17 protein-coding genes and 2 rRNA genes (1 of these 19 cut by a window edge) are annotated in these 19,022 nt (G+C 54.4%); 16 read left to right on the plus strand and 3 right to left on the minus strand.

Annotation, left to right across the window (positions count from 1 at the left end):
• Both ACQUQU_RS00770 and rrf read left to right on the plus strand, forming a co-directional pair.
• A 23S ribosomal RNA gene (locus ACQUQU_RS00770) occupies nucleotides 1-2,462 on the plus strand (it extends 427 nt beyond the left edge of the window).
• A gap of 161 nt (nucleotides 2,463-2,623) precedes the next feature.
• Nucleotides 2,624-2,739, plus strand: a 5S ribosomal RNA gene (gene rrf / locus ACQUQU_RS00775).
• A gap of 275 nt (nucleotides 2,740-3,014) precedes the next feature.
• Here rrf and ACQUQU_RS00780 read toward each other — a convergent pair.
• Nucleotides 3,015-3,197 carry a pirin-like C-terminal cupin domain-containing protein gene (locus tag ACQUQU_RS00780; protein WP_430462997.1) on the minus strand — a complete coding sequence of 61 codons (183 nt, stop codon included), beginning with the start codon at nucleotides 3,195-3,197 and terminating at the stop codon, nucleotides 3,015-3,017.
• 401 nt (nucleotides 3,198-3,598) lie between these two features.
• Between ACQUQU_RS00780 and ACQUQU_RS00785 the strand changes: the two genes are divergently transcribed.
• The 8 genes from ACQUQU_RS00785 (at nucleotide 3,599) to ACQUQU_RS00820 (ending at nucleotide 12,004) form a co-directional block, all read left to right on the plus strand.
• A complete protein-coding gene (locus ACQUQU_RS00785; RefSeq protein WP_430461345.1) occupies nucleotides 3,599-4,570 on the plus strand; it encodes a hypothetical protein in 972 nt (323 codons plus the stop codon).
• Nucleotides 4,563-5,600 (plus strand): hypothetical protein, encoded by a 1,038-nt coding sequence (locus ACQUQU_RS00790; protein ID WP_430461346.1) that lies wholly within the window; start codon nucleotides 4,563-4,565, stop codon nucleotides 5,598-5,600. The genes ACQUQU_RS00785 and ACQUQU_RS00790 overlap by 8 nt, the downstream gene beginning before the upstream one ends.
• A gap of 67 nt (nucleotides 5,601-5,667) precedes the next feature.
• Nucleotides 5,668-6,156 (plus strand): hypothetical protein, encoded by a 489-nt coding sequence (locus tag ACQUQU_RS00795; RefSeq protein WP_430461347.1) that lies wholly within the window; start codon nucleotides 5,668-5,670, stop codon nucleotides 6,154-6,156.
• Complete coding sequence (locus tag ACQUQU_RS00800; protein WP_430461348.1) at nucleotides 6,156-8,516, plus strand: DUF6160 family protein; 2,361 nt, start codon at nucleotides 6,156-6,158, stop codon at nucleotides 8,514-8,516. Before ACQUQU_RS00795 ends, ACQUQU_RS00800 begins: the two co-directional genes overlap by 1 nt.
• Nucleotides 8,517-8,596: 80 nt before the next feature.
• Nucleotides 8,597-10,147 (plus strand): 2-isopropylmalate synthase, encoded by a 1,551-nt coding sequence (locus ACQUQU_RS00805; protein WP_430461349.1) that lies wholly within the window; start codon nucleotides 8,597-8,599, stop codon nucleotides 10,145-10,147.
• Between the two features lie 3 nt (nucleotides 10,148-10,150).
• The gene (locus tag ACQUQU_RS00810) at nucleotides 10,151-10,900 is read left to right on the plus strand and encodes a hypothetical protein (RefSeq protein WP_430461350.1); all 750 of its coding nucleotides are present in this window, start codon (nucleotides 10,151-10,153) and stop codon (nucleotides 10,898-10,900) included.
• A 1-nt stretch (nucleotide 10,901) separates the two neighbouring features.
• Nucleotides 10,902-11,345 (plus strand): ribosomal protein S18-alanine N-acetyltransferase, encoded by a 444-nt coding sequence (rimI, locus tag ACQUQU_RS00815; protein ID WP_430461351.1) that lies wholly within the window; start codon nucleotides 10,902-10,904, stop codon nucleotides 11,343-11,345.
• Nucleotides 11,342-12,004, plus strand: a complete 663-nt coding sequence (locus ACQUQU_RS00820; protein WP_430461352.1) for an energy-coupling factor ABC transporter permease — start codon at nucleotides 11,342-11,344, stop codon at nucleotides 12,002-12,004. Before rimI ends, ACQUQU_RS00820 begins: the two co-directional genes overlap by 4 nt.
• Before the next feature lie 9 nt (nucleotides 12,005-12,013).
• Here the strand turns inward: ACQUQU_RS00820 and ACQUQU_RS00825 are convergent, their stop codons facing one another.
• On the minus strand, nucleotides 12,014-12,541 hold the full coding sequence (locus ACQUQU_RS00825) for a response regulator transcription factor (protein ID WP_430461353.1): 528 nt from the start codon (nucleotides 12,539-12,541) through the stop codon (nucleotides 12,014-12,016).
• The gene (locus ACQUQU_RS00830; RefSeq protein WP_430461354.1) at nucleotides 12,538-13,767 is read right to left on the minus strand and encodes an ATP-binding protein; all 1,230 of its coding nucleotides are present in this window, start codon (nucleotides 13,765-13,767) and stop codon (nucleotides 12,538-12,540) included. The genes ACQUQU_RS00825 and ACQUQU_RS00830 overlap by 4 nt, the downstream gene beginning before the upstream one ends.
• Before the next feature lie 221 nt (nucleotides 13,768-13,988).
• Between ACQUQU_RS00830 and ACQUQU_RS00835 the strand changes: the two genes are divergently transcribed.
• The 6 genes from ACQUQU_RS00835 (at nucleotide 13,989) to ACQUQU_RS00860 (ending at nucleotide 19,022) form a co-directional block, all read left to right on the plus strand.
• On the plus strand, nucleotides 13,989-15,575 hold the full coding sequence (locus ACQUQU_RS00835; RefSeq protein ID WP_430461355.1) for a peptide chain release factor 3: 1,587 nt from the start codon (nucleotides 13,989-13,991) through the stop codon (nucleotides 15,573-15,575).
• A 107-nt stretch (nucleotides 15,576-15,682) separates the two neighbouring features.
• Nucleotides 15,683-15,964 (plus strand): hypothetical protein, encoded by a 282-nt coding sequence (locus ACQUQU_RS00840; protein ID WP_430461356.1) that lies wholly within the window; start codon nucleotides 15,683-15,685, stop codon nucleotides 15,962-15,964.
• A gap of 182 nt (nucleotides 15,965-16,146) precedes the next feature.
• Nucleotides 16,147-16,578 (plus strand): 50S ribosomal protein L13, encoded by a 432-nt coding sequence (rplM, locus tag ACQUQU_RS00845; protein WP_430462998.1) that lies wholly within the window; start codon nucleotides 16,147-16,149, stop codon nucleotides 16,576-16,578.
• 4 nt (nucleotides 16,579-16,582) lie between these two features.
• Nucleotides 16,583-16,975: a 30S ribosomal protein S9 gene (gene rpsI, locus ACQUQU_RS00850; RefSeq protein ID WP_430461357.1), complete on the plus strand. Its 393-nt coding sequence runs from the start codon at nucleotides 16,583-16,585 to the stop codon at nucleotides 16,973-16,975.
• A 224-nt stretch (nucleotides 16,976-17,199) separates the two neighbouring features.
• Nucleotides 17,200-17,796, plus strand: coding sequence for a ubiquinol-cytochrome c reductase iron-sulfur subunit (gene petA, locus ACQUQU_RS00855; RefSeq protein ID WP_430461358.1), 597 nt, complete (start codon nucleotides 17,200-17,202; stop codon nucleotides 17,794-17,796).
• Complete coding sequence (locus ACQUQU_RS00860; protein WP_430461359.1) at nucleotides 17,796-19,022, plus strand: cytochrome b; 1,227 nt, start codon at nucleotides 17,796-17,798, stop codon at nucleotides 19,020-19,022. The genes petA and ACQUQU_RS00860 overlap by 1 nt, the downstream gene beginning before the upstream one ends.

Consider the following 19,022-nt stretch of genomic DNA (forward strand, 5'->3'; position numbering starts at 1 on the left):
TTATTGACCGATAGTGAACCAGTACCGTGAGGGAAAGGCGAAAAGAACCCCTGTGAGGGGAGTGAAATAGATCCTGAAACCGTGTACGTACAAGCAGTGGGAGCCGACTTAGTTCGGTGACTGCGTACCTTTTGTATAATGGGTCAGCGACTTATATTCAGTGGCAAGGTTAAGCGAATAGCGGAGCCGTAGGGAAACCGAGTCTTAAATGGGCGTTTCAGTCGCTGGGTATAGACCCGAAACCGGGCGATCTATCCATGAGCAGGTTGAAGGTTGAGTAACATCAACTGGAGGACCGAACCCACTCCCGTTGAAAAGGTAGGGGATGACTTGTGGATAGGGGTGAAAGGCTAATCAAGCCCGGAGATAGCTGGTTCTCCTCGAAAGCTATTTAGGTAGCGCCTCGTGTCTAACCATGGGGGGTAGAGCACTGTTAAGGCTAGGGGGTCATCTCGACTTACCAACCCTTTGCAAACTCCGAATACCCATGAGTTCAATCACGGGAGACACACGGCGGGTGCTAACGTCCGTCGTGAAAAGGGAAACAACCCAGACCGTCAGCTAAGGTCCCAAAGTTACAGTTAAGTGGGAAACGATGTGGGAAGGCTAAAACAGCTAGGAGGTTGGCTTAGAAGCAGCCACCCTTTAAAGAAAGCGTAATAGCTCACTAGTCGAGTCGGCCTGCGCGGAAGATATAACGGGGCTCAAACTGTACACCGAAGCTACGGATGCACTTTGTGCATGGTAGAGGAGCGTTCTGTAAGCCGTTGAAGGTCAAGGTGTGAACCAGGCTGGAGGTATCAGAAGTGCGAATGCTGACATAAGTAACGACAAAGGGGGTGAAAAACCCCCTCGCCGGAAACCCAAGGGTTCCTGTCCAACGTTAATCGGGGCAGGGTTAGTCGGCCCCTAAGGCGAGGCAGAAATGCGTAGTCGATGGGAAGCGGTTTAATATTACCGCACCTCTTTGTAATGCGATGGGGGGACGGAGAAGGCTAGGCCAGCACGGCGTTGGTTGTCCGTGTTTAAGGTGGTAGGCAGAGATCTTAGGCAAATCCGGGATCTTAATGCTGAGAACTGATGACGGTGACTCTACGGAGTCCGAAGTGGTTGATGCCAAGCTTCCAGGAAAAGCCTCTAAGCTTCAGTTACAAAGAGACCGTACCCGAAACCGACACAGGTGGGTAGGTAGAGAATACCAAGGCGCTTGAGAGAACTCGGGTGAAGGAACTAGGCAAAATGGCACCGTAACTTCGGGAGAAGGTGCGCCGGTTTTGGTGAAGGGCTTGCCCCGTAAGCTGAGACCGGTCGAAGATACCAGTCCGCTGCAACTGTTTATTAAAAACACAGCACTCTGCAAACACGAAAGTGGACGTATAGGGTGTGACGCCTGCCCGGTGCCGGAAGGTTAATTGATGGGGTTAGCGCAAGCGAAGCTCTTGATCGAAGCCCCGGTAAACGGCGGCCGTAACTATAACGGTCCTAAGGTAGCGAAATTCCTTGTCGGGTAAGTTCCGACCTGCACGAATGGCGTAATGATGGCGGAGCTGTCTCCACCCGAGACTCAGTGAAATTGAACTCGCTGTTAAGATGCAGCGTTCCCGCGGCTAGACGGAAAGACCCCGTGAACCTTTACTGTAGCTTTGCACTGAACTTTGAACATATCTGTGTAGGATAGGTGGGAGGCTTTGAAGCTGAGACGCCAGTCTCGGTGGAGCCATCCTTGAAATACCACCCTGGTATGTTTGAGGTTCTAACGTCGGCCCGTTATCCGGGTTGCGGACAGTGTATGGTGGGCAGTTTGACTGGGGCGGTCTCCTCCCAAAGAGTAACGGAGGAGCACGAAGGTCGGCTAATCCTGGTCGGACATCAGGAGGTTAGTGTAATGGCACAAGCCGGCTTAACTGCGAGACAGACACGTCGAGCAGGTACGAAAGTAGGTCATAGTGATCCGGTGGTTCTGTATGGAAGGGCCATCGCTCAACGGATAAAAGGTACTCCGGGGATAACAGGCTGATACCGCCCAAGAGTTCACATCGACGGCGGTGTTTGGCACCTCGATGTCGGCTCATCACATCCTGGGGCTGAAGCCGGTCCCAAGGGTATGGCTGTTCGCCATTTAAAGTGGTACGCGAGCTGGGTTTAGAACGTCGTGAGACAGTTCGGTCCCTATCTGCCGTGGGCGTTTGAGATTTGAGAAGAGTTGCTCCTAGTACGAGAGGACCGGAGTGAACGAACCTCTGGTGTTCCGGTTGTCACGCCCGTGGCACTGCCGGGTAGCTATGTTCGGACGGGATAAACGCTGAAAGCATCTAAGCGTGAAGCCTCCTTCAAGATGAGATCTCACTGAAGCTTTAAGCTTCCTAAAGGGCCCTGGAAGACTACCAGGTTGATAGGTCAGGTGTGTAAGCGTTGTGAGGCGTTGAGCTAACTGATACTAATTGCCCGTGAGGCTTGACCATATAACACCCAAACTTGGTGTGTGATACAAGCCTAAGTTAAAAGACAGAACAGGCAACCGCCGGTTCGCAAGAGAATCCCAATTATACTCATGTATCCAACCGAATTTTTTACTTCCTGCACGCAATAAGCGGTAAGACTGGGGAAGTGAAAAACCAGTTTGCTTGACGACCATAGAGCTGTGGAACCACCTGAATCCATTCCGAACTCAGAAGTGAAACGCAGCATCGCCGATGGTAGTGTGGGGTCTCCCCATGTGAGAGTAGGTCATCGTCAAGCTCTTAATCTAAAACCCCAGTAGGCTAGCCTGCTGGGGTTTTTTCTTTTTGGGCGATTGAAAAAGTGGTGCGATGACGTTGCTGCCTGGGCCCAGACAAGCTCAGGATCTAAGGTGGGCCGGAGAAAAGGCTTTGGAGGAACGGATCTCCAGAAAACAGACCTCCGGGCAATCCTGCTAACCTCTGCCTGATGGGGCACCAAAAAGCCCGCAACGCGGGCTCTTCTGGTTTTATCTCGATGTGTATCTCTCTGGGCCTCGCAGTCTCAACCCCCGTTCAGCTGCGGCCGAAATCGCCGCGGTTGTAATCCTCAATCGCCTGACGGATCTCCTCCGCCGTATTCATCACAAACGGACCGTAGTGCACCACTGGCTCACGCAATGGCGTTCCGCGCAGCAGGATGGCTCTGGTGCTGGTCTTTGCCGCCAGCAGAAGCGTATCGCCTTTGCCGAAGACCAGCGGCTTTTCTCTGGCAGATTGAAGCTCTCACTGACAGGTCGTTGAGGCATGCTCCGTATCTTTGTTTACAAGAACTCTTTCAGGCTGAACTAGCAATACTTACCTGCTTTGTGTCGCTACGATTCAAAATTAATATTGGGACTTTAGTTTTGGAATGGCGTGAATATACAAACAATTACATAACGTTTCTTAACCAATACAGCTGTTTCAATTCCACTCTTGGAACGCCTGATAAATTCCGTTAAAAATTTGTGTAAAGAGTACGATCGTACTTCTAATTACCGTTGATCACAGCTGCACAAGGGGTAAGCTTGACAGCCAAACTATAAAAATAATGTGTGATTTTCTTAGCTCTGTTCTGAGCGTCGTTTAGAAAGTTGCCTCTCACCTGGTTCTGTTGCATGAAAACAATAGCGTCGCTCGTTGTTTCAGCGCTCATCTCTCCATTTGCTTTCGCAAGTCTGGAGCCTCTGTCTGATTCCGAACTCGGAGATCATACTGGGCAGGCATTTATCCAGATTGACCGATCAACCAATTCTCAGAGTCTCGACTTTACCAAGTTCACCTTCGGTATGGACGTCGACTTGTCCGCAAACGCTGATCTGATTGATATGGGAAGGTATGAGCGAGGTGATGATCCAGAAAACTATCAATCGGGCTCCAGCGATATCAGAATCAATGACTTTGCCTTGGGTTCGGTCAATGATGACGGCACGCTTAACCCTTTTCACATCACAGACCCCTTCTTTGAGTTGGCTTTCGATGGCAATGATCTCGTTGGTGTCCGTATAGGCTTTGGTTCGGCGCTGGGGAAATTGAGCGGAAATATCGAGTATCTGACGGGCAATCTCGAAGTAGAAGTAAAGGGGCCCGCAAAACCAATTCGTGACAACGCATCAGGGTTTGTCCGGTTCTTGCTGGGTGTTGCCGGAATTTCCGACACAACCATCATGCAGTCTGTGAGTCCGGCCGTATTGCTGAATCCTAATAATGGGAATAAAGACCCCATTCGTGCGACCGGTGTAGGCCTTGCTAACGGCAACTCTTTGGAGTGTGTATCCGGTTGTGGCGCTCTTAGTGGTGTAACTTCCTATCTTACAGCCAGTAACTGTGCAATTTTGGGTATTGCAACTTGCTTCCAGCTTAAGTCGTTCAGGACATTAAATATTGGCCAGAATGGGGCGCCGGCAACAGGCGCATTTCTTTCCTTCCAGTCTGAGGCTGTGAACTGGGTCGACGCGGGTAAAGAAACGCCAACCGTTTCTGGCGCTTTTATGAATATTCCTAACGGTGGTATCAGCGTTAACTTCGATAACTCGTTTAACGGTATCGAACGCATCCGAACCAAATTTCTGGATCCCTACTATGACTAAGCTTTCATTGTCAGTATTGGTCCTTATCAGTGGCTTTTCTTCGCTGGCATCCGCTGAGTTGCAGCATCTCGACGATGATGCCCTTGGCAGCGTCAACGGTGAAGGTATTGGTCTAGTGCTTGAGAACTTTTCTTTTGAGGCGGGCAGTGATGTTGCCAGCGGTAATCGTTTGGATATTACCGGTATTAATAACGCCGATGGGGAGCCAGTCGAGCTGAGCATTTCTCAGTTGTATATTGCCGGCGATGGCAGTAATCAGGGGCAAAATGTCACCGGTAATACGGTGAATTTAGGACGTCTTCTTTATCCGTGGAACATCGAACTGGTTGACGGCGATGACATCGGCATTGCTGATAAAGCCGTCTTTGAATTCGCAGCGCCAGAGCGATTCACGGGTAGCTCTTCCGAAAAGCCTGAGAGCCTGCTCGGCTACAACATGGAAAACAGAACGGAAAGCCGTTATCCGGGTCAGCAGGTAGCATCGGGCACAAGAGTCGATTCCATTTCAGGTGTTGATACCTCCGTACTGAGCGGTCGTGCTACAGAGCTTGCCGATCTCGGTGTTCGCTTTGATCTTATGGAGAACGGTGTGCTTGCGCAGTCGCTGGAGGCGCATGCAACCGGAGTCAGTGTAGACGGCTCCTACATCCGCCTATGGGGTTCTGACAATGAGATGGTGGGTAATATTAATCTCAATTTCTACGCCGCCAGTCTTTCGATGTTTGCCTGTGATGCGGATGGAAACAATTGCGGCCAGAGCGTGAATATTCAGAATTATGTTCTCGAAAGCGCTATAGGATACGGTGAAGAGCAGCCCGTTACTTTTGAGGTAGATGGCGACGGCAATTTCACCGTTGAGGTGGGTAGTATTGCTGGAAAGACGACTGCCTTTTATCAGGATTTTTACAATAACGGCCCAAGAACGGATATTTATATCCAGAACCTGAGCGTTGGTGGTAAAGATTTCGGCTCTGCAACCGTCGCTAATCTGCAGATTCAGTATCTGCGTGCAACCAGTCATGATCTGTGAGGCACCTATGAAGCTGATTCTTTCTGGCTGCGTTTTCTTCTCCTCGCTGATCCATGCGATGGAGCCTATGAGCACTGATGATCTCGGTTCTGTGTCCGGGCAGGGCGGGGTTTATCTGTCGGGCGATATCACCATTAACGAAAGCGGCGGCCCGCTGAACGTCGATGGTCCGAGTTACTGGCAGGCCACTTGTGATAGTTCCACGACGGACAGTCGTTGCGGTGCCCGAATTGCGGTGAATACCGGCGCTTCGGGAACAGGCTGGTTTGTACTGGATAACATCCGCGGCCGCTTTTCCTTTGAAGGGCTGACACTCCGTACGCGACATATTGATTCCGGTTTTGACGGCGATGGTGCGTTGTTTAATGCCGACGTGCTGGAATTCGGTTTGCCGAACGGCGTCGATTACGAAAACGTGTCTTTCACCGTGGCCAACGCCAACAGCGCGCGCCCAACCGATTCCGGGTATCAGCAGACCGATATTATGACCATGGAGATTAATGGTCCGGTGAAGCTTGAAGGGAACCTGCTGGTCTTTCCGACGGGGAATCCATAATGAAAAAAATACTTCCCGTTATTTTATGTGCTGCACCAGAGCTGGCGTTTGCCGGTATGCAGCCGATGGATGATGCTCAGCTGCAAACGGTTAATGGTCAGGCCGGGGTGACGCTGGAAACCGGTATGAAGCTGGCGATTGATGAAATCACCTATACCGAAGACGGTAACCGACTGCAGTTGCAGGACATTCAGATCGGTAGCCAGTCGGACATCTCACAGACCGCAGTGGTTAGCCGGGTTATCGATATCGATGACGCCGGGCGTCTGCATGTGGCGTCAACGACGCAACCAACGACCATCAGTATCGGTGCTCTGCGTATTAACGATTCGACGGCCAGCGTTGGTCAGCTGCGGCTGAACTACAGTGCCAGCAGCAATCTGGTGATGGGCGCAGCGTCTGACAGCAGTAATTATGTGGAAGGCAGTTATCAGACGTCGATTTCGGATGCCGAGTTAATCTGGACGACGAACGGGCATTCCATGAGCTTTGACGATATTGGTTATGACGCGGATATCACAGATCTGGCCATCGGTGATGCCTATGACGGTTCACGCACAGGGCTGAATCTCGACCTGGGCACGTTCAGTTACGCATTCTCTACCGGCGGCATGAAACTGGGTGATGTGTCACTGGGAACGCTCGCAGGCAGTCTCGCATTGTCCGGCAATATTGAGCTTTATGCTGGCGGCCGCCAGGGTACTCAGGGCCTGAGCATGAATGCCAATATCAGTATTCTGAACGACAGTGCGAACTACGTTCGTTTTACCGATGACGGCAACTCGCTGCTGATGGGTGACTTTAACGGCGAGCTGAATATTTCCAATATGACCTTTGATGTGATGTCTGATCACTTGCTGATTGGCGTCGATGAACTTGAAGGCTCGTTCAATACCAACAACATTCTGATCGGTGACAGCAGTCGTCCTGTGGGCGCCATTCAGCTCGATTTTCTGTTCAGCGATGGCAACGGCTATACGAATCAGGTCGCCTTTTACCCCGGTATTGTTCAGCCGGATTACGCGGCACTACCAACGGCAATTGCCAGTTACGCCAGCGATTTTTATTCTGGCTTTGACGGAACCAGCGATGGCCTGTCGGCGGCGGTTGAATGGAACCTCGCCAACGCTGAGGCGGCGTATATCGATGACGGTCGCATGGTGGTCGTCAGCGGCATTGAAAGTTACGGCACCGGTAATCTGACGCTGGACGTACGCTCATTTGATCACGACAACAACAGTGCAACAGCGGATAAAACCGCGATTGCTATGGGCATGAACCGATTCCAGGGCAGCTACAGTATCGACGGTCTGCGGGTCGGCACCAAAGACGCGCCTTTGCAGGGCGGTGCTGAACTGCTGCTGTCGCTGGAAGTTTTTCAGGCGATGGATTTTACCCTGGATGGTTACACCCAGATCACGGCAGGCGGCGTCAGTGGCGGTGGTATTCAGATTGATGGCGATTACCTCTTCAGTGACACCAACATCGGGTTGTCGATCGATGAAAACGGCAATGGTATCTGGGCGACCGGCGTCAATTACGATATTCATTTGCGCGGCATTCAGATGGACGTCAGCAGCACAGGCATCAGCGTGAATCGCACTGAGCAATGGAGCACCATGGACGTCGACAACATGATGTGGGGCGATAAAGAAACGGGTACCAGCCTCGGCCGCATTGTGCTGGAACGGTTTGAAAAAGGCTCGTCACTGACCATTAATCCGGGTGGTGCCGGCGCTGTGTGTGTCGGTGCCAGCGCATCCGATGAATCGGCGTGCAGCAATGGCGGCGGACGCTGGGAAGACCGTGGCGATCAGGGTATGACGGTTGCTTTAAAAGCAGCGTTTGCTGCTGAAGGTCTGACCTCCGACGGCTCAACCGCCCGTAACCGCCTGACCTGGGAAAATAACCGCGATACAGACGTTGACGGAAATTTCGTCAATGGCACAGGTACGCAGATTATTTTCGATGGCTACAGCACCAATGATGGTCTGGGGGCGACGGACACCAACGATTACGGTTTTCAGGCCAACCTGAAAATCGACGTGTACGAAACCAAAGTGCTGAAGAAAACCAACGGCACAGACGACAACGGCGTGAGCGGTAATCAGGGTGACGAGTTAATTTATGACGACGATACCCGCACTACGTACACCTATGTCGCCAATCCGACGTCGGCTCAGGAAGCACTGCGCCCGCTGGGTTTTGCGGTGCAGGGGAATGTGTCGTTCAAAGACTTTCAGATTGACCAGGTTCAGCTCAAGCATCCGGACGTGGCTCTGCCGCAGACCGTGTTCTCAGGCATCGTGATGCAGAACCTGAATATGACCACCAACCTCACGGCCACTCCAATCCGCTGAGTGGCCTAAGCGTTTGCTGCCAAGGGCATTGATCGGGCGTATACTGTACGCCCGATTTTATTTGGCAGCGGAGCAGCATCATGAGTCAGCAAGACCGTCTGGTCATATTCGATACCACCATGCGCGATGGCGAACAAAGCCCGGGCGCATCCATGACCAAGGAAGAAAAAGTCCGTATCGGTAAAGCGCTGGAAAAAATGCGCGTTGACGTCATTGAAGCCGGCTTTGCTGCAGCCTCACCGGGCGACTTTGCCGCCATTCAGGCGGTGGCCGAAGCGGTACGCGAAAGTACCATCTGCAGTCTGGCCCGTGCGGTTGACCGCGACCTGGAACACGCCGCCGAAGCGCTGAAAAAAGCCGAACGCGCGCGTATCCATACCTTTATCGCCACTTCGCCGATTCACATGCAGTACAAGCTGCGTATGCAGCCGGATCAGGTGGTTGAGCAGGCCATCTATGCGGTGAAGAAAGCCCGCAGTTTCGTTGAAGATGTGGAGTTCTCCTGCGAAGACGCCGGCCGCTCTGAAAACGATTTCCTGTGCCGCATCATCGAAGCCGCGATTAACGCTGGTGCTCGTACCATCAACATTCCGGATACCGTGGGCTACGCTATTCCGGAAGAGTTCGGTCACAAGATCAAAACCCTGCTGACGCGTATCCCGAACTCCGACAAAGCCATTTTCTCGGTGCACTGCCACAACGACCTCGGTCTGGCGGTGGCTAACTCTCTGGCGGCGGTGGCCAATGGCGCCCGTCAGGTAGAGTGCACCATCAACGGCCTGGGCGAGCGTGCCGGTAACGCGGCGCTGGAAGAGATCGTGATGGCGACCCGTACCCGCCATGACCTGTTCAACATCAGCACCAACATCGACACCACGCAGATTGTGCCGACGTCGCGTCTGGTGTCTTCGATTACCGGTTTTCCGGTGCAGCCAAACAAAGCCATCGTCGGCGCCAACGCCTTTGCCCATGAGTCTGGCATTCACCAGGACGGCGTGCTCAAGCATCGCGAAACCTACGAAATCATGAAGGCCGAAGATGTGGGCTGGGGCGCCAACAAAATGGTGATGGGTAAGCACTCTGGCCGTGCCGCGTTCCGCAGTCGTCTGGAAGAGCTGGGCGTGACCTTTGAAACCGATGCCGCGCTGAACGAAGCCTTCGCCCGCTTCAAAGATCTGGCGGATAAAAAACACGAAATTTTCGACGAAGACCTGCAGGCGCTGGTCAGCGAAACCATCAACGACGCCGCGCCGGAAACCTTCAAGCTGGTGGCGCTGGAATCCCATTCCGCCATTGGAGAAACCCCGGTGGCGGAAGTGGTGGTGAATCACAACGGCACCGAAAAGCGCGCCAAAGCACAGGGTAGCGGTCCGGTCGATGCAGCGCTGAAAGCTATCGACAGCATTGCTGAATCTGGTGCCAACCTGCTGCTGTACTCTGTGAACGCCATTACCCAGGGCACCGACTCGCAGGGTGAAGTCACCGTGCGTCTGGAAAAAGGCGGCCGTATCGTCAATGGCAGTGGCGCGGATACCGACATCATTGTCGCTTCGGCCAAAGCCTATATTCACGCGCTGAACCTGCTGCTGGGCTCTGCTGCCCGTCAGCATCCGCAGAACGACGGCGTATAACCCATGCGCGAACAGCAGCGGCTCGATTATCTGCAGGCGATGGGAATCACTCAGTGGATTCCCCGCCAGCCGCTGCCTTTCGCCCCGGCGCCCCGCTGGCTGGCGGAAGATGCGCATCCCCGCCACGCTGCGCCGCATCAGGTCGCTGCAACCGGCCATATGCCACATCCGTTGGCGGCTGAATTACTGCACGATGCGTTACCGGCTGCCACACAGAAAGTACCCACAGTGCAGGCCGCGGCTCCCCGTGCTCTGGTTCAGGAGGCTGTGACGGCTCAGCCTGTTGCTTCGGGCGCTGCGCCTGCCTTGGTGAGCGAACTGCCGGCGGGCGGCGCTGATCTGGCGCCTCCGCGTTTCGAGCTGCATTTTCTGCGCGCCGGCAGCGGCTGCTGGATTACCGATTCCGCCGATGAAGCGGCCCGCGTGCAGGCCTTTGCCTGGCGTGTACTGTCGGCCATAAAAGGCGGCAGCGATTTTATCGCCGCACCGGTCTGCTTCCGCTGGCCGTTTATTGAATCTGCCCACGAAGATCAGAGTCTGCCGGTGGCGCTGCACGCGTTGCGCACCCAATGGCAGTTTCTGGCGGAACAGGGCATTGCCTACGTGATTGCCGTCGGAGCAGGAACCTCCGGCTGGCTCGACCGCATCGACGTGCGGCCGCTGTACCACTCAACCTCTCTCGATGCCCTGATGTCGCAGGCCACTGAAAAACGGAAGCTCTGGCTGGCGCTGCATCAGCAAGCGGAGCTCTGATATGTCTGTACGTCCGGCAGTGGGTGGCGATTTCGACGCCATCTGGGCGATTGAATGCGCCGCGCATTTTCATCCATGGCCTGAATCGGTTCTGCGCCGCTACCTGAGTAAACCCGGTTCCACCTGGGTGCTGGAAGATCAGGGGGCTGTGGTCGCGTACGCCGTCATTACCCTGATTGCCGGTGAAGCCGAACTGCTGATGATTGCGGTCAATCCGCGGCTGCAGGGCAAGGGCTATGGCCGCACGCTGATGGATTTCCTGCAGCAGCATCTGCTCGATAATCACGCGACGCAGTGGTTTCTGGATGTGCGCGAGTCGAACCACAAAGCCATTGCGCTGTATGAGTCTCTGGGATTCTGTCAGGCCGGTTGCCGGCCCAATTATTATCCGACCGAACAGGGCAGCGAAGACGCGCTGCTCTACTGTCTGGATCTGTCTGAATGATCCGCGACGCCGTCCTGTTGCCGGACTGGGCTCTGTGGAGTTCCGCGCTGGTGGCACTGGCGGTGTTGCTGTTCGCCATCCGCACGTACCACTGGCCGGCACTGCGTGATAACCGCAGCGCCCAGCATTTTTTCGCCGGCAGTGTGGTGGCGCTGGCTGTGCTGTGGAATATGCAGGCAGGTATTCTGCCGGGGCTGAGCTTTCACCTGATGGGAATTACAGCGGTGGTGTTGCTGATGGGCTGGCGTCTGGCGCTGGTGGTGACGCTGCTGATGCAGGTTGTTCTGACGCTGACTGGCAAGCTCTGGTGGGGGGCGCTCGGGTACAGTTATCTGCTGAGCTGTGTTGTGCCCGTACTGTTCAGTTATGCGTTTTATCTTGTTGTCGTGCAGCGTCTGCGCCGCAATCCGTTTGTTTATATTCTGATTGCGGGATTTATTAACGCCGGGCTCACGCACGCGGTGTCGGACATCAGCCAGAGCCTCGCTCTTTGGTGGCTGAATGTGTACACCCTGGACCTTATCTGGCACGACTACCTGCGTTATTTGCCGCTGATGATGTTTCCGGAGGGGGTGGTCAACGGCATGTTCATCAGCGGTATGGTGGTGTTCCATACGCGCTGGCTCAGCACCTTCGACGAAGATTCGTATTTCCGCTGAGCGTTCTGCTCAGCGTGGCGCGTATTTTTGCAATTTTCGCTGCAACGTACGGCGGTGCATGTTCAGTGCCCGTGCGGTGGCGGAGATATTGCCCTGATGTTCGTTCAGAACGCGCTGAATGTGTTCCCACTCCAGACGGTCAACCGACATCACTTCGGCTTCGGCCAATTCTTCCACCGGCACTTCGCTGTCGTCGAAGGCAGCAATCAGCTCCTGCAGCGTGGCGGGTTTATGCAGATAATTGTGGGCACCGAGTTTAATCGCCTCAACTGCGGTCGGAATGCTGGCATAGCCGGTGAGCATGACAATGCAGCTGTCGGGCAACTGTTGTTTCAGGTCGCGGATTAAGCCAAGGCCGGACTCTTCTTCCAGACGCAGATCCAGCGTTATCCATTCCGGCTCAAACGACTGTGCCTGTTCCATGGCTTGCTGGCGGTCGGTGGCGGTGCGGGCTTCGTATCCGCGGCGCTCCAGACTGCGGGCCAGTACCTGACTCAGATGGATGTCGTCATCAATGATGAGTATGCGCTTACTCATGCGTTGTCCTTATGGCTCATAGGCAGGCTGATGCGGCACAGGCTGCCGCCGTTGGTTTGCGCCTGCAGTAACACGGTGCCACCAAACTGTTCGACGCTGGCGTTGCTCAGGTACAGGCCGATGCCCATGCCGTGTTCTTTCTGGCTGCTGAAAAGAGCGTTCTGCTGAATGCGCGCGGCGGCTGCGGGGTCGGGCTGCACAATATTCAGATGCCAGGCACCGCTGTCGACAAACGAGTGCAGCTGAATGGGTTTTTGTCCGGCTTCTGCGGCGTTGTCGAGCAGATTCAGCAGCGCCTGATCGAGCAGGGGGGAGGCGGGTACCATGGCTTCGCAGGCGATGCCGTTGTCGACCCACAGGGCATTGGGGTGGCTCAGGCGCCAGCGGTGCAGCAGGCGGGCCAGCCATGGGTGCGCCTGATGCCGGCCGATCTGATGGGCGGTGCGCCCGGAATTGGCCAGCTGTTGCAGCGACTGGCGGCACAGCGCAACCTGCTCGCGCAGAATGTGCAGATCGTGTTTGCTCAGCGGGTGGTCGTCCTGCTGGGCAATGTCGTCCAGAATCATGTGCATGGTCATCAGCGGTGTGCCCATTTCATGAGCGGTACCGGCGGCCAGTGTCGCGATGCCAATCAGCTGTTCGTTTTTCAGTTGTTGTTCGCGCAGCTGCTGAATTTCTTTCTGCTGTTCCTGCTGCGCGCGCAGCATCAGGGGAATCAGGGTAATCACGATCAGGGCGCTGATGACAAAGGTCAGCCACATGCCGGCCAGATGCAGGTCGAACAGCGAGCTGCCGGTCAGGGCGTGCAGCTGGTGGTTGACCAGCGGCTGGAACCACTGGGTCAGCAGACTGTAGTCGATGATGCTGAGCAGCCCGATCAGCCACAGGCTGGCCGCCGGCAGGCTGTAAGCGCCCACCACCAGAAGCACCAGAAAGTAGAAAATAAAGGGGTTGGTGGCGCCGCCGGTAAAAAACAGCAGGCCGGTCAGCAGCTGAGCCTCGAACGCCAGGTGCAGCAGCAGATGCCAGTCGCGCACATCGCGGCGGGAGCCCTGCCAGCCACTGATCAGCAGCAACGGCAGATACAGGGCCAGCAATCCCCAGGCGGCCTGCAGGCTGGTAAAACCCTGAAATTGCAGCCAGGCCAGAAACATCAGCCAGATGGTGGCAATCGACAGACGCAGAAACGCCAGACGGCGCAGCAGATTATTCAGTTTGCTATTCATGTGGCGCAGTATATCCAGCCGCTGGCGGCGGATCTAATGGCTGGCGGCGCTCCAGATCAAGACTGTGGCGCTTTGTTGTCACCAGAGGCATGTCCGATTGCAGCCCAACGGGCGGAGATTCGTTGTTTCCGGCGGGCTAATCGGCGAAAATGCGCGCCCTCAGTCATCCATGAACCGAAAGTCCACAGCCAGAAGCCGTGGCCCGATGAAGAACTGTCACGATGTCCCAGACCAAATTCCAGCAGGAAGTCGCCAAGCGCCGCACCTTCGGTATTATCTCGCACCCGGATGCGGGTAAGACCACCATCACCGAGAAGCTGCTGTTGCTGGGTAACGCCATTCAGCTGGCGGGGACAGTGAAAGGCCGGAAAACCGGTCGTATGGCGACTTCTGACTGGATGCAGATGGAACAGGAGCGTGGTATCTCCATTACCACCTCGGTGATGCAGTTCCCGTATCACGACCGCATCGTCAACCTGCTGGACACCCCGGGTCACGAAGACTTCTCGGAAGATACCTACCGCACACTGACGGCGGTGGACTCGGTATTGATGGTGATCGACGGCGCCAAAGGTGTAGAAGACCGTACCATCAAATTGATGGAAGTGTGCCGCCTGCGTGATACGCCGATTTTTACCTTCATCAACAAGATGGACCGCGAAGTGCGCGATCACATCGAGGTGATGGACGAGATTGAAACCATCCTCAGAATCAAATGCGCGCCGGTTACCTGGCCGATTGGTATGGGTAAGGCCTTCAAAGGCGTCTACAACCTGCTGACCGATACGGTGCATGTGTTCACGCCGGGTCAGGGCAGTATCGTGCCGGATGATATTCAGATTCAGGGCCTTGAATCACCGGAAGCGCGTGCGCTGCTGGGCGATATGGTCGATGAGCTGGTGGACGAAATGGAACTGGTGCGTGGCGCCAGTCACGAGTTCGACATTGAGCAGTACCTGCGCGGTGAAATGACCCCAGTATTCTTCGGTACGGCACTGGCGAACTTCGGTATCCGCGAAATGCTCAACTATTTCGTTGAGTGGGCGCCGGCGCCGCTGCCACGTGAAACCGATAAGGGTGAGGTCGTTGCCGACGAAGAAAAATTCACCGGTTTCGTGTTTAAAATTCAGGCCAACATGGACCCGAAACACCGCGACCGTATTGCCTTTATGCGTATCTGCTCCGGCACCTACAGCAAGGGCATGAAAATGAAGCATGTGCGCATCGGCAAGGACGTGAAAATTGCCGACGCCGTCACCTTCCTTGCCGGTGACCGTTCTGCCGTAGAAGAAGCCATTTCCGGCGACATTATTGGTCTGCATAACCACGGCACCATTCAGATCGGTGACACCTTCACCTTTGGTGACGACATGAAGTTCACCGGTATTCCGCACTTTGCCCCGGAACTGTTCAAGCGCGTGCGCCTGAAAGATCCGCTGAAAATGAAGCAGCTGCAGAAGGGTCTGCAGCAGCTGTCGGAAGAAGGCGCGACTCAGCTGTTTATGCCGCTGAATAACAACGACCTGATTCTTGGCGCTGTGGGTGTGCTGCAGTTTGACGTGGTGCAACAGCGTCTGCGTGACGAATACAAAGTAGAGTGCATCTACGAGCCGGTGGGTGTTAACACCGCGCGTTGGGTGTACTGTGACGACCACCGCAAGCTTGAAGAATTCAAGCGTAAGGGTGGTGAAAACCTGGCGCTGGACGGTGGCGGTCACCTGACCTACATCGCGCCAACCCGGGTTAACCTGAGCCTGACCGAAGAGCGCTGGCCGGACATTCAGTTCCGCGCCACCCGTGAGCACTGACAAAGTACTCATTGCGCCTTGAAGCCCACCTGAACTGATCTAGGCTTTAGCTGAGATCAATCCATTGGGTGGGTAACATGATTGCGTATTTTGCTATAGGAATGGTGATGGCTGCTGGTCTTTGTCTGGCAGCCTACTGGTATCTGCAGGAGCAGGTACTGAAAGAAGCGCTGTCGCTGGACGACGGCAAAGGGTACTTCCTGATTGCCTGCATACTGATCGGTTTTGTACTGGCGCTGGGCTGTTTTTACGCTGGCCAGGCCATGGGGTTCGATCAACAGGAAGATACTTCAACCATGATGGCTCTGGCGATTCTGCTCGACGTCATGGTGACCATGCTGACCCTGATTTTTGGTCTGGTGAAGTTCCGTAACCCGGAACATTACTGAGTCCGGCGGGGCGTATGGGCCGTACCGCGAAGGTGGTACGGCTTTTTTGTGCCTGTTCAGTCTGTGACCGAACAGTGCAATGAATGAACAATTAGGGCCGCTAACAGCTTGCGGAAGGTTTTTCCTTCCTATAGAATGCCGCCCTCTTTTCGAATCAACCTGCCCTTGAAGGCGAGATATTGATGAAAACATACAGCGCGAAACCAGAAACCGTAAAACGTGAGTGGTTCGTTATCGATGCAGCTGAGCAGACTCTGGGCCGTCTGGCCACTGAGGTTGCTCGCCGTCTGAGAGGCAAGCACAAGCCCGAATTCACTCCGCACGTTGATACCGGCGATTACATCGTTGTTATTAATGCTGACAAAATCCAAGTTACCGGCAACAAAGCTGGCGACAAAATGTACCATCGTCACACCGGTTACCCGGGTGGCCTGAAGTCTATCTCTTTTGAAAAGCTGATCGACTACAAGCCAGAGATGGTTATTGAACTGGCCGTTAAAGGCATGCTGCCTAAGAACCCACTGGGTCGTGCCATGTTCAAGAAAATGAAAGTTTACGCTGGTAGCGAGCATCCACATGCTGCGCAACAGCCGCAAGAACTGAAACTGGGATAATATTATGGCAGTCACTCAATACTACGGTACCGGTCGTCGTAAGACATCCACAGCTCGCGTGTTCCTGCGTCCTGGTACAGGCACCATCACTATTAACCAGCGTCCTCTGGATGTTTACTTTGGCCGTCAGACTGCCCGCATGGTAGTTCGTCAGCCTCTGGAACTGACCGAGAGCCTGGAAAAATTCGACGTTATCGTTAACGTTCAGGGCGGCGGCGGCAACGGCCAGGCTGGTGCAATCCGTCACGGTATCACCCGTGCCCTGATGCAATACGACGAAACTCTGCGTCCTACTCTGCGTGCAGCTGGTTACGTAACCCGTGACGCTCGTGAAGTTGAACGTAAGAAAGTGGGTCTGCGTAAAGCACGTAAGAAGCCACAGTTCTCCAAGCGTTAATTCGCTGGCAGAATTCTGCGAAAAAAGCGCCCATTGTCTCAGGTCAATGGGCGCTTTTTTTTATGCCTAAAACCTTATTCCGCGTGGGTTTTTCGGTTGTTTCCATACATGCTTTTCTTTACTATGTGCGCCGCTCTGTATGCTACGCTGGGTCTGCTCAGAAAAAACACACAGCGGGACGCCCCAGGTAGCAAGAAGAATTTTTTTGATGGGAGAAGATGGTAATGAGTCAAGACGGCGTGAATAAGGGTCGGCGCACTCTGCTTCTGGGCGCGACCGCTGCTGTCGGCGCTGTCGGAGCAGGCTTTGTTGCAGTGCCCTTCGTTAAATCTTGGGTTCCAAGTGAACGGGCAAAAGCGGCTGGCGCTCCGGCCAAAGTCGATATCAGCAAAATTGAACCAGGTGCGATGCTGACTGCCGAGTGGCGCGGTAAGCCTGTGTACATTGCTCGTCGTACTCAGGAAATGCTGGACAACCTGCCAGGTCTGGCGGAACGCCTGAAAGACCCGGAAAACACGGTAAAAGAACAGCAGCCTGCTTACGCGGACAACATTACCCGTTCCCGCAAGCCAGAACTGATCATCCTGCTGGGTGTTTGTACTCACCTGGGTTGTGCGCCTAAGTACCACGCCGAAGTGAAACCAGAACCATTCGATGCCAACTGGAAAGGCGGCTGGTTCTGCCCATGCCACGGTTCCCGTTTTGACCTGTCAGGTCGTGTATTCAAAGGCTCTCCGGCGGCTAAGAACCTGGAGGTTCCGCCTTATATGTTCGAGAGCGACGGCGTAGTTGTAATCGGCGTTGACGAGGAGAAAGCCTGATGAGCAAGAACCAAAACACTCTGATGGGCTGGATTGACGATCGTCTGCCAGTCACTCAGACCTACGAAAAGCATATGTCCAAGTACTATGCTCCGAAGAACTTCAACTTCTGGTACTTCTTCGGCGTACTGTCCATGATGATGCTGGCCAACCAGATCCTGACCGGTATCTGGCTGACCATGAACTTCGTACCAAGTGCCGAAGGTGCTTTCGCGTCCGTTGAGTACATCATGCGTGACGTAGAGTGGGGCTGGCTGCTGCGCTATATGCACTCCACTGGCGCTACCTTCTTCTTTATTGCTGTATATCTGCACATGATGCGTGCGCTGATGTACGGTTCATACCAGAAACCGCGTGAGCTGATCTGGATTTTCGGTATGCTGATTTACCTGGCTCTGATGGCGGAAGCTTTCATGGGTTACGTACTGCCTTGGGGCCAGATGTCCTACTGGGGTGCGCAGGTAATTATCTCCCTGTTCTCGGTTCTGCCTTACGGTAATGAACTGACTGAGTGGATCCGTGGTGACTTCCTGATTTCCGGTGCCACCCTGAACCGCTTCTTCGCTCTGCACGTGGTTGCTGTACCTCTGGTGCTGGTCATGCTGGTGGTTCTGCACCTGCTGGCTCTGCACGAAGTGGGTTCCAACAACCCAGACGGCGTTGATATCAAGAAACACAAAGATGAAAACGGCAAGCCGCTGGACGGCGTACCGTTCCACCCTTACTACACCGTACACGACCTGGTCGGTATCGTTGTGTTCCTGATGGTGTTCTGTTCTGTCATGTTCTTCGCGCCTGAAGGCGGCGGTTTCATGCTGGAATACGCTAACTTTGAACCAGCGAATGGTCTGAAGACCCCTGAGCACATTGCTCCTGTGTGGTACTTCGGTGCGTTCTACGCCATCCTGCGCGCAGTACCGGACAAGCTGTTTGGTGTTATCGCCATGGCTGCTGCTATCGCTGTACTGTTCGTACTGCCTTGGCTGGACCGCAGCCCGGTTCGCAGCTGGCGCTACAAAGGCTGGATCAGCAAAATCTTCATCGTTGTCTTTGCATTCGACTACGTACTGCTGACCTGGCTGGGTACTCAACCAGCAACTGAGACTCTGACCATGATCGCTCAGGTTGCTTCGGTTATTTACTTTGGCTTCTTCCTGCTGATGCCTTTCTACACCCGCATGGAAAAAACCAAACCAGTACCTGAGCGTGTAACCGGAGGCCACTAA

The sequence above is a fragment of the Thalassolituus sp. LLYu03 genome, from assembly GCF_050507655.1.
GTDB lineage: Bacteria > Pseudomonadota > Gammaproteobacteria > Pseudomonadales > Oceanobacteraceae > Venatoribacter.

What these genes read in the sequence shown, in the direction of transcription:
- ACQUQU_RS00825 (WP_430461353.1), bottom strand. Translation starts at nt 12,541, where the DNA reads ATGAGTAAGCGCATACTCATCATTGATGACGACATCCATCTGAGTCAG.
- rplM (WP_430462998.1), top strand. Translation starts at nt 16,147, where the DNA reads ATGAAAACATACAGCGCGAAACCAGAAACCGTAAAACGTGAGTGGTTC.
- rimI (WP_430461351.1), top strand. Translation starts at nt 10,902, where the DNA reads ATGTCTGTACGTCCGGCAGTGGGTGGCGATTTCGACGCCATCTGGGCG.
- petA (WP_430461358.1), top strand. Translation starts at nt 17,200, where the DNA reads ATGAGTCAAGACGGCGTGAATAAGGGTCGGCGCACTCTGCTTCTGGGC.
- rpsI (WP_430461357.1), top strand. Translation starts at nt 16,583, where the DNA reads ATGGCAGTCACTCAATACTACGGTACCGGTCGTCGTAAGACATCCACA.
- ACQUQU_RS00830 (WP_430461354.1), bottom strand. Translation starts at nt 13,767, where the DNA reads ATGAATAGCAAACTGAATAATCTGCTGCGCCGTCTGGCGTTTCTGCGT.
- ACQUQU_RS00810 (WP_430461350.1), top strand. Translation starts at nt 10,151, where the DNA reads ATGCGCGAACAGCAGCGGCTCGATTATCTGCAGGCGATGGGAATCACT.
- ACQUQU_RS00800 (WP_430461348.1), top strand. Translation starts at nt 6,156, where the DNA reads ATGAAAAAAATACTTCCCGTTATTTTATGTGCTGCACCAGAGCTGGCG.
- ACQUQU_RS00840 (WP_430461356.1), top strand. Translation starts at nt 15,683, where the DNA reads ATGGCTGCTGGTCTTTGTCTGGCAGCCTACTGGTATCTGCAGGAGCAG.
- ACQUQU_RS00860 (WP_430461359.1), top strand. Translation starts at nt 17,796, where the DNA reads ATGAGCAAGAACCAAAACACTCTGATGGGCTGGATTGACGATCGTCTG.
- ACQUQU_RS00805 (WP_430461349.1), top strand. Translation starts at nt 8,597, where the DNA reads ATGAGTCAGCAAGACCGTCTGGTCATATTCGATACCACCATGCGCGAT.
- ACQUQU_RS00820 (WP_430461352.1), top strand. Translation starts at nt 11,342, where the DNA reads ATGATCCGCGACGCCGTCCTGTTGCCGGACTGGGCTCTGTGGAGTTCC.
- ACQUQU_RS00835 (WP_430461355.1), top strand. Translation starts at nt 13,989, where the DNA reads ATGTCCCAGACCAAATTCCAGCAGGAAGTCGCCAAGCGCCGCACCTTC.
- ACQUQU_RS00785 (WP_430461345.1), top strand. Translation starts at nt 3,599, where the DNA reads ATGAAAACAATAGCGTCGCTCGTTGTTTCAGCGCTCATCTCTCCATTT.
- ACQUQU_RS00790 (WP_430461346.1), top strand. Translation starts at nt 4,563, where the DNA reads ATGACTAAGCTTTCATTGTCAGTATTGGTCCTTATCAGTGGCTTTTCT.
- ACQUQU_RS00795 (WP_430461347.1), top strand. Translation starts at nt 5,668, where the DNA reads ATGAGCACTGATGATCTCGGTTCTGTGTCCGGGCAGGGCGGGGTTTAT.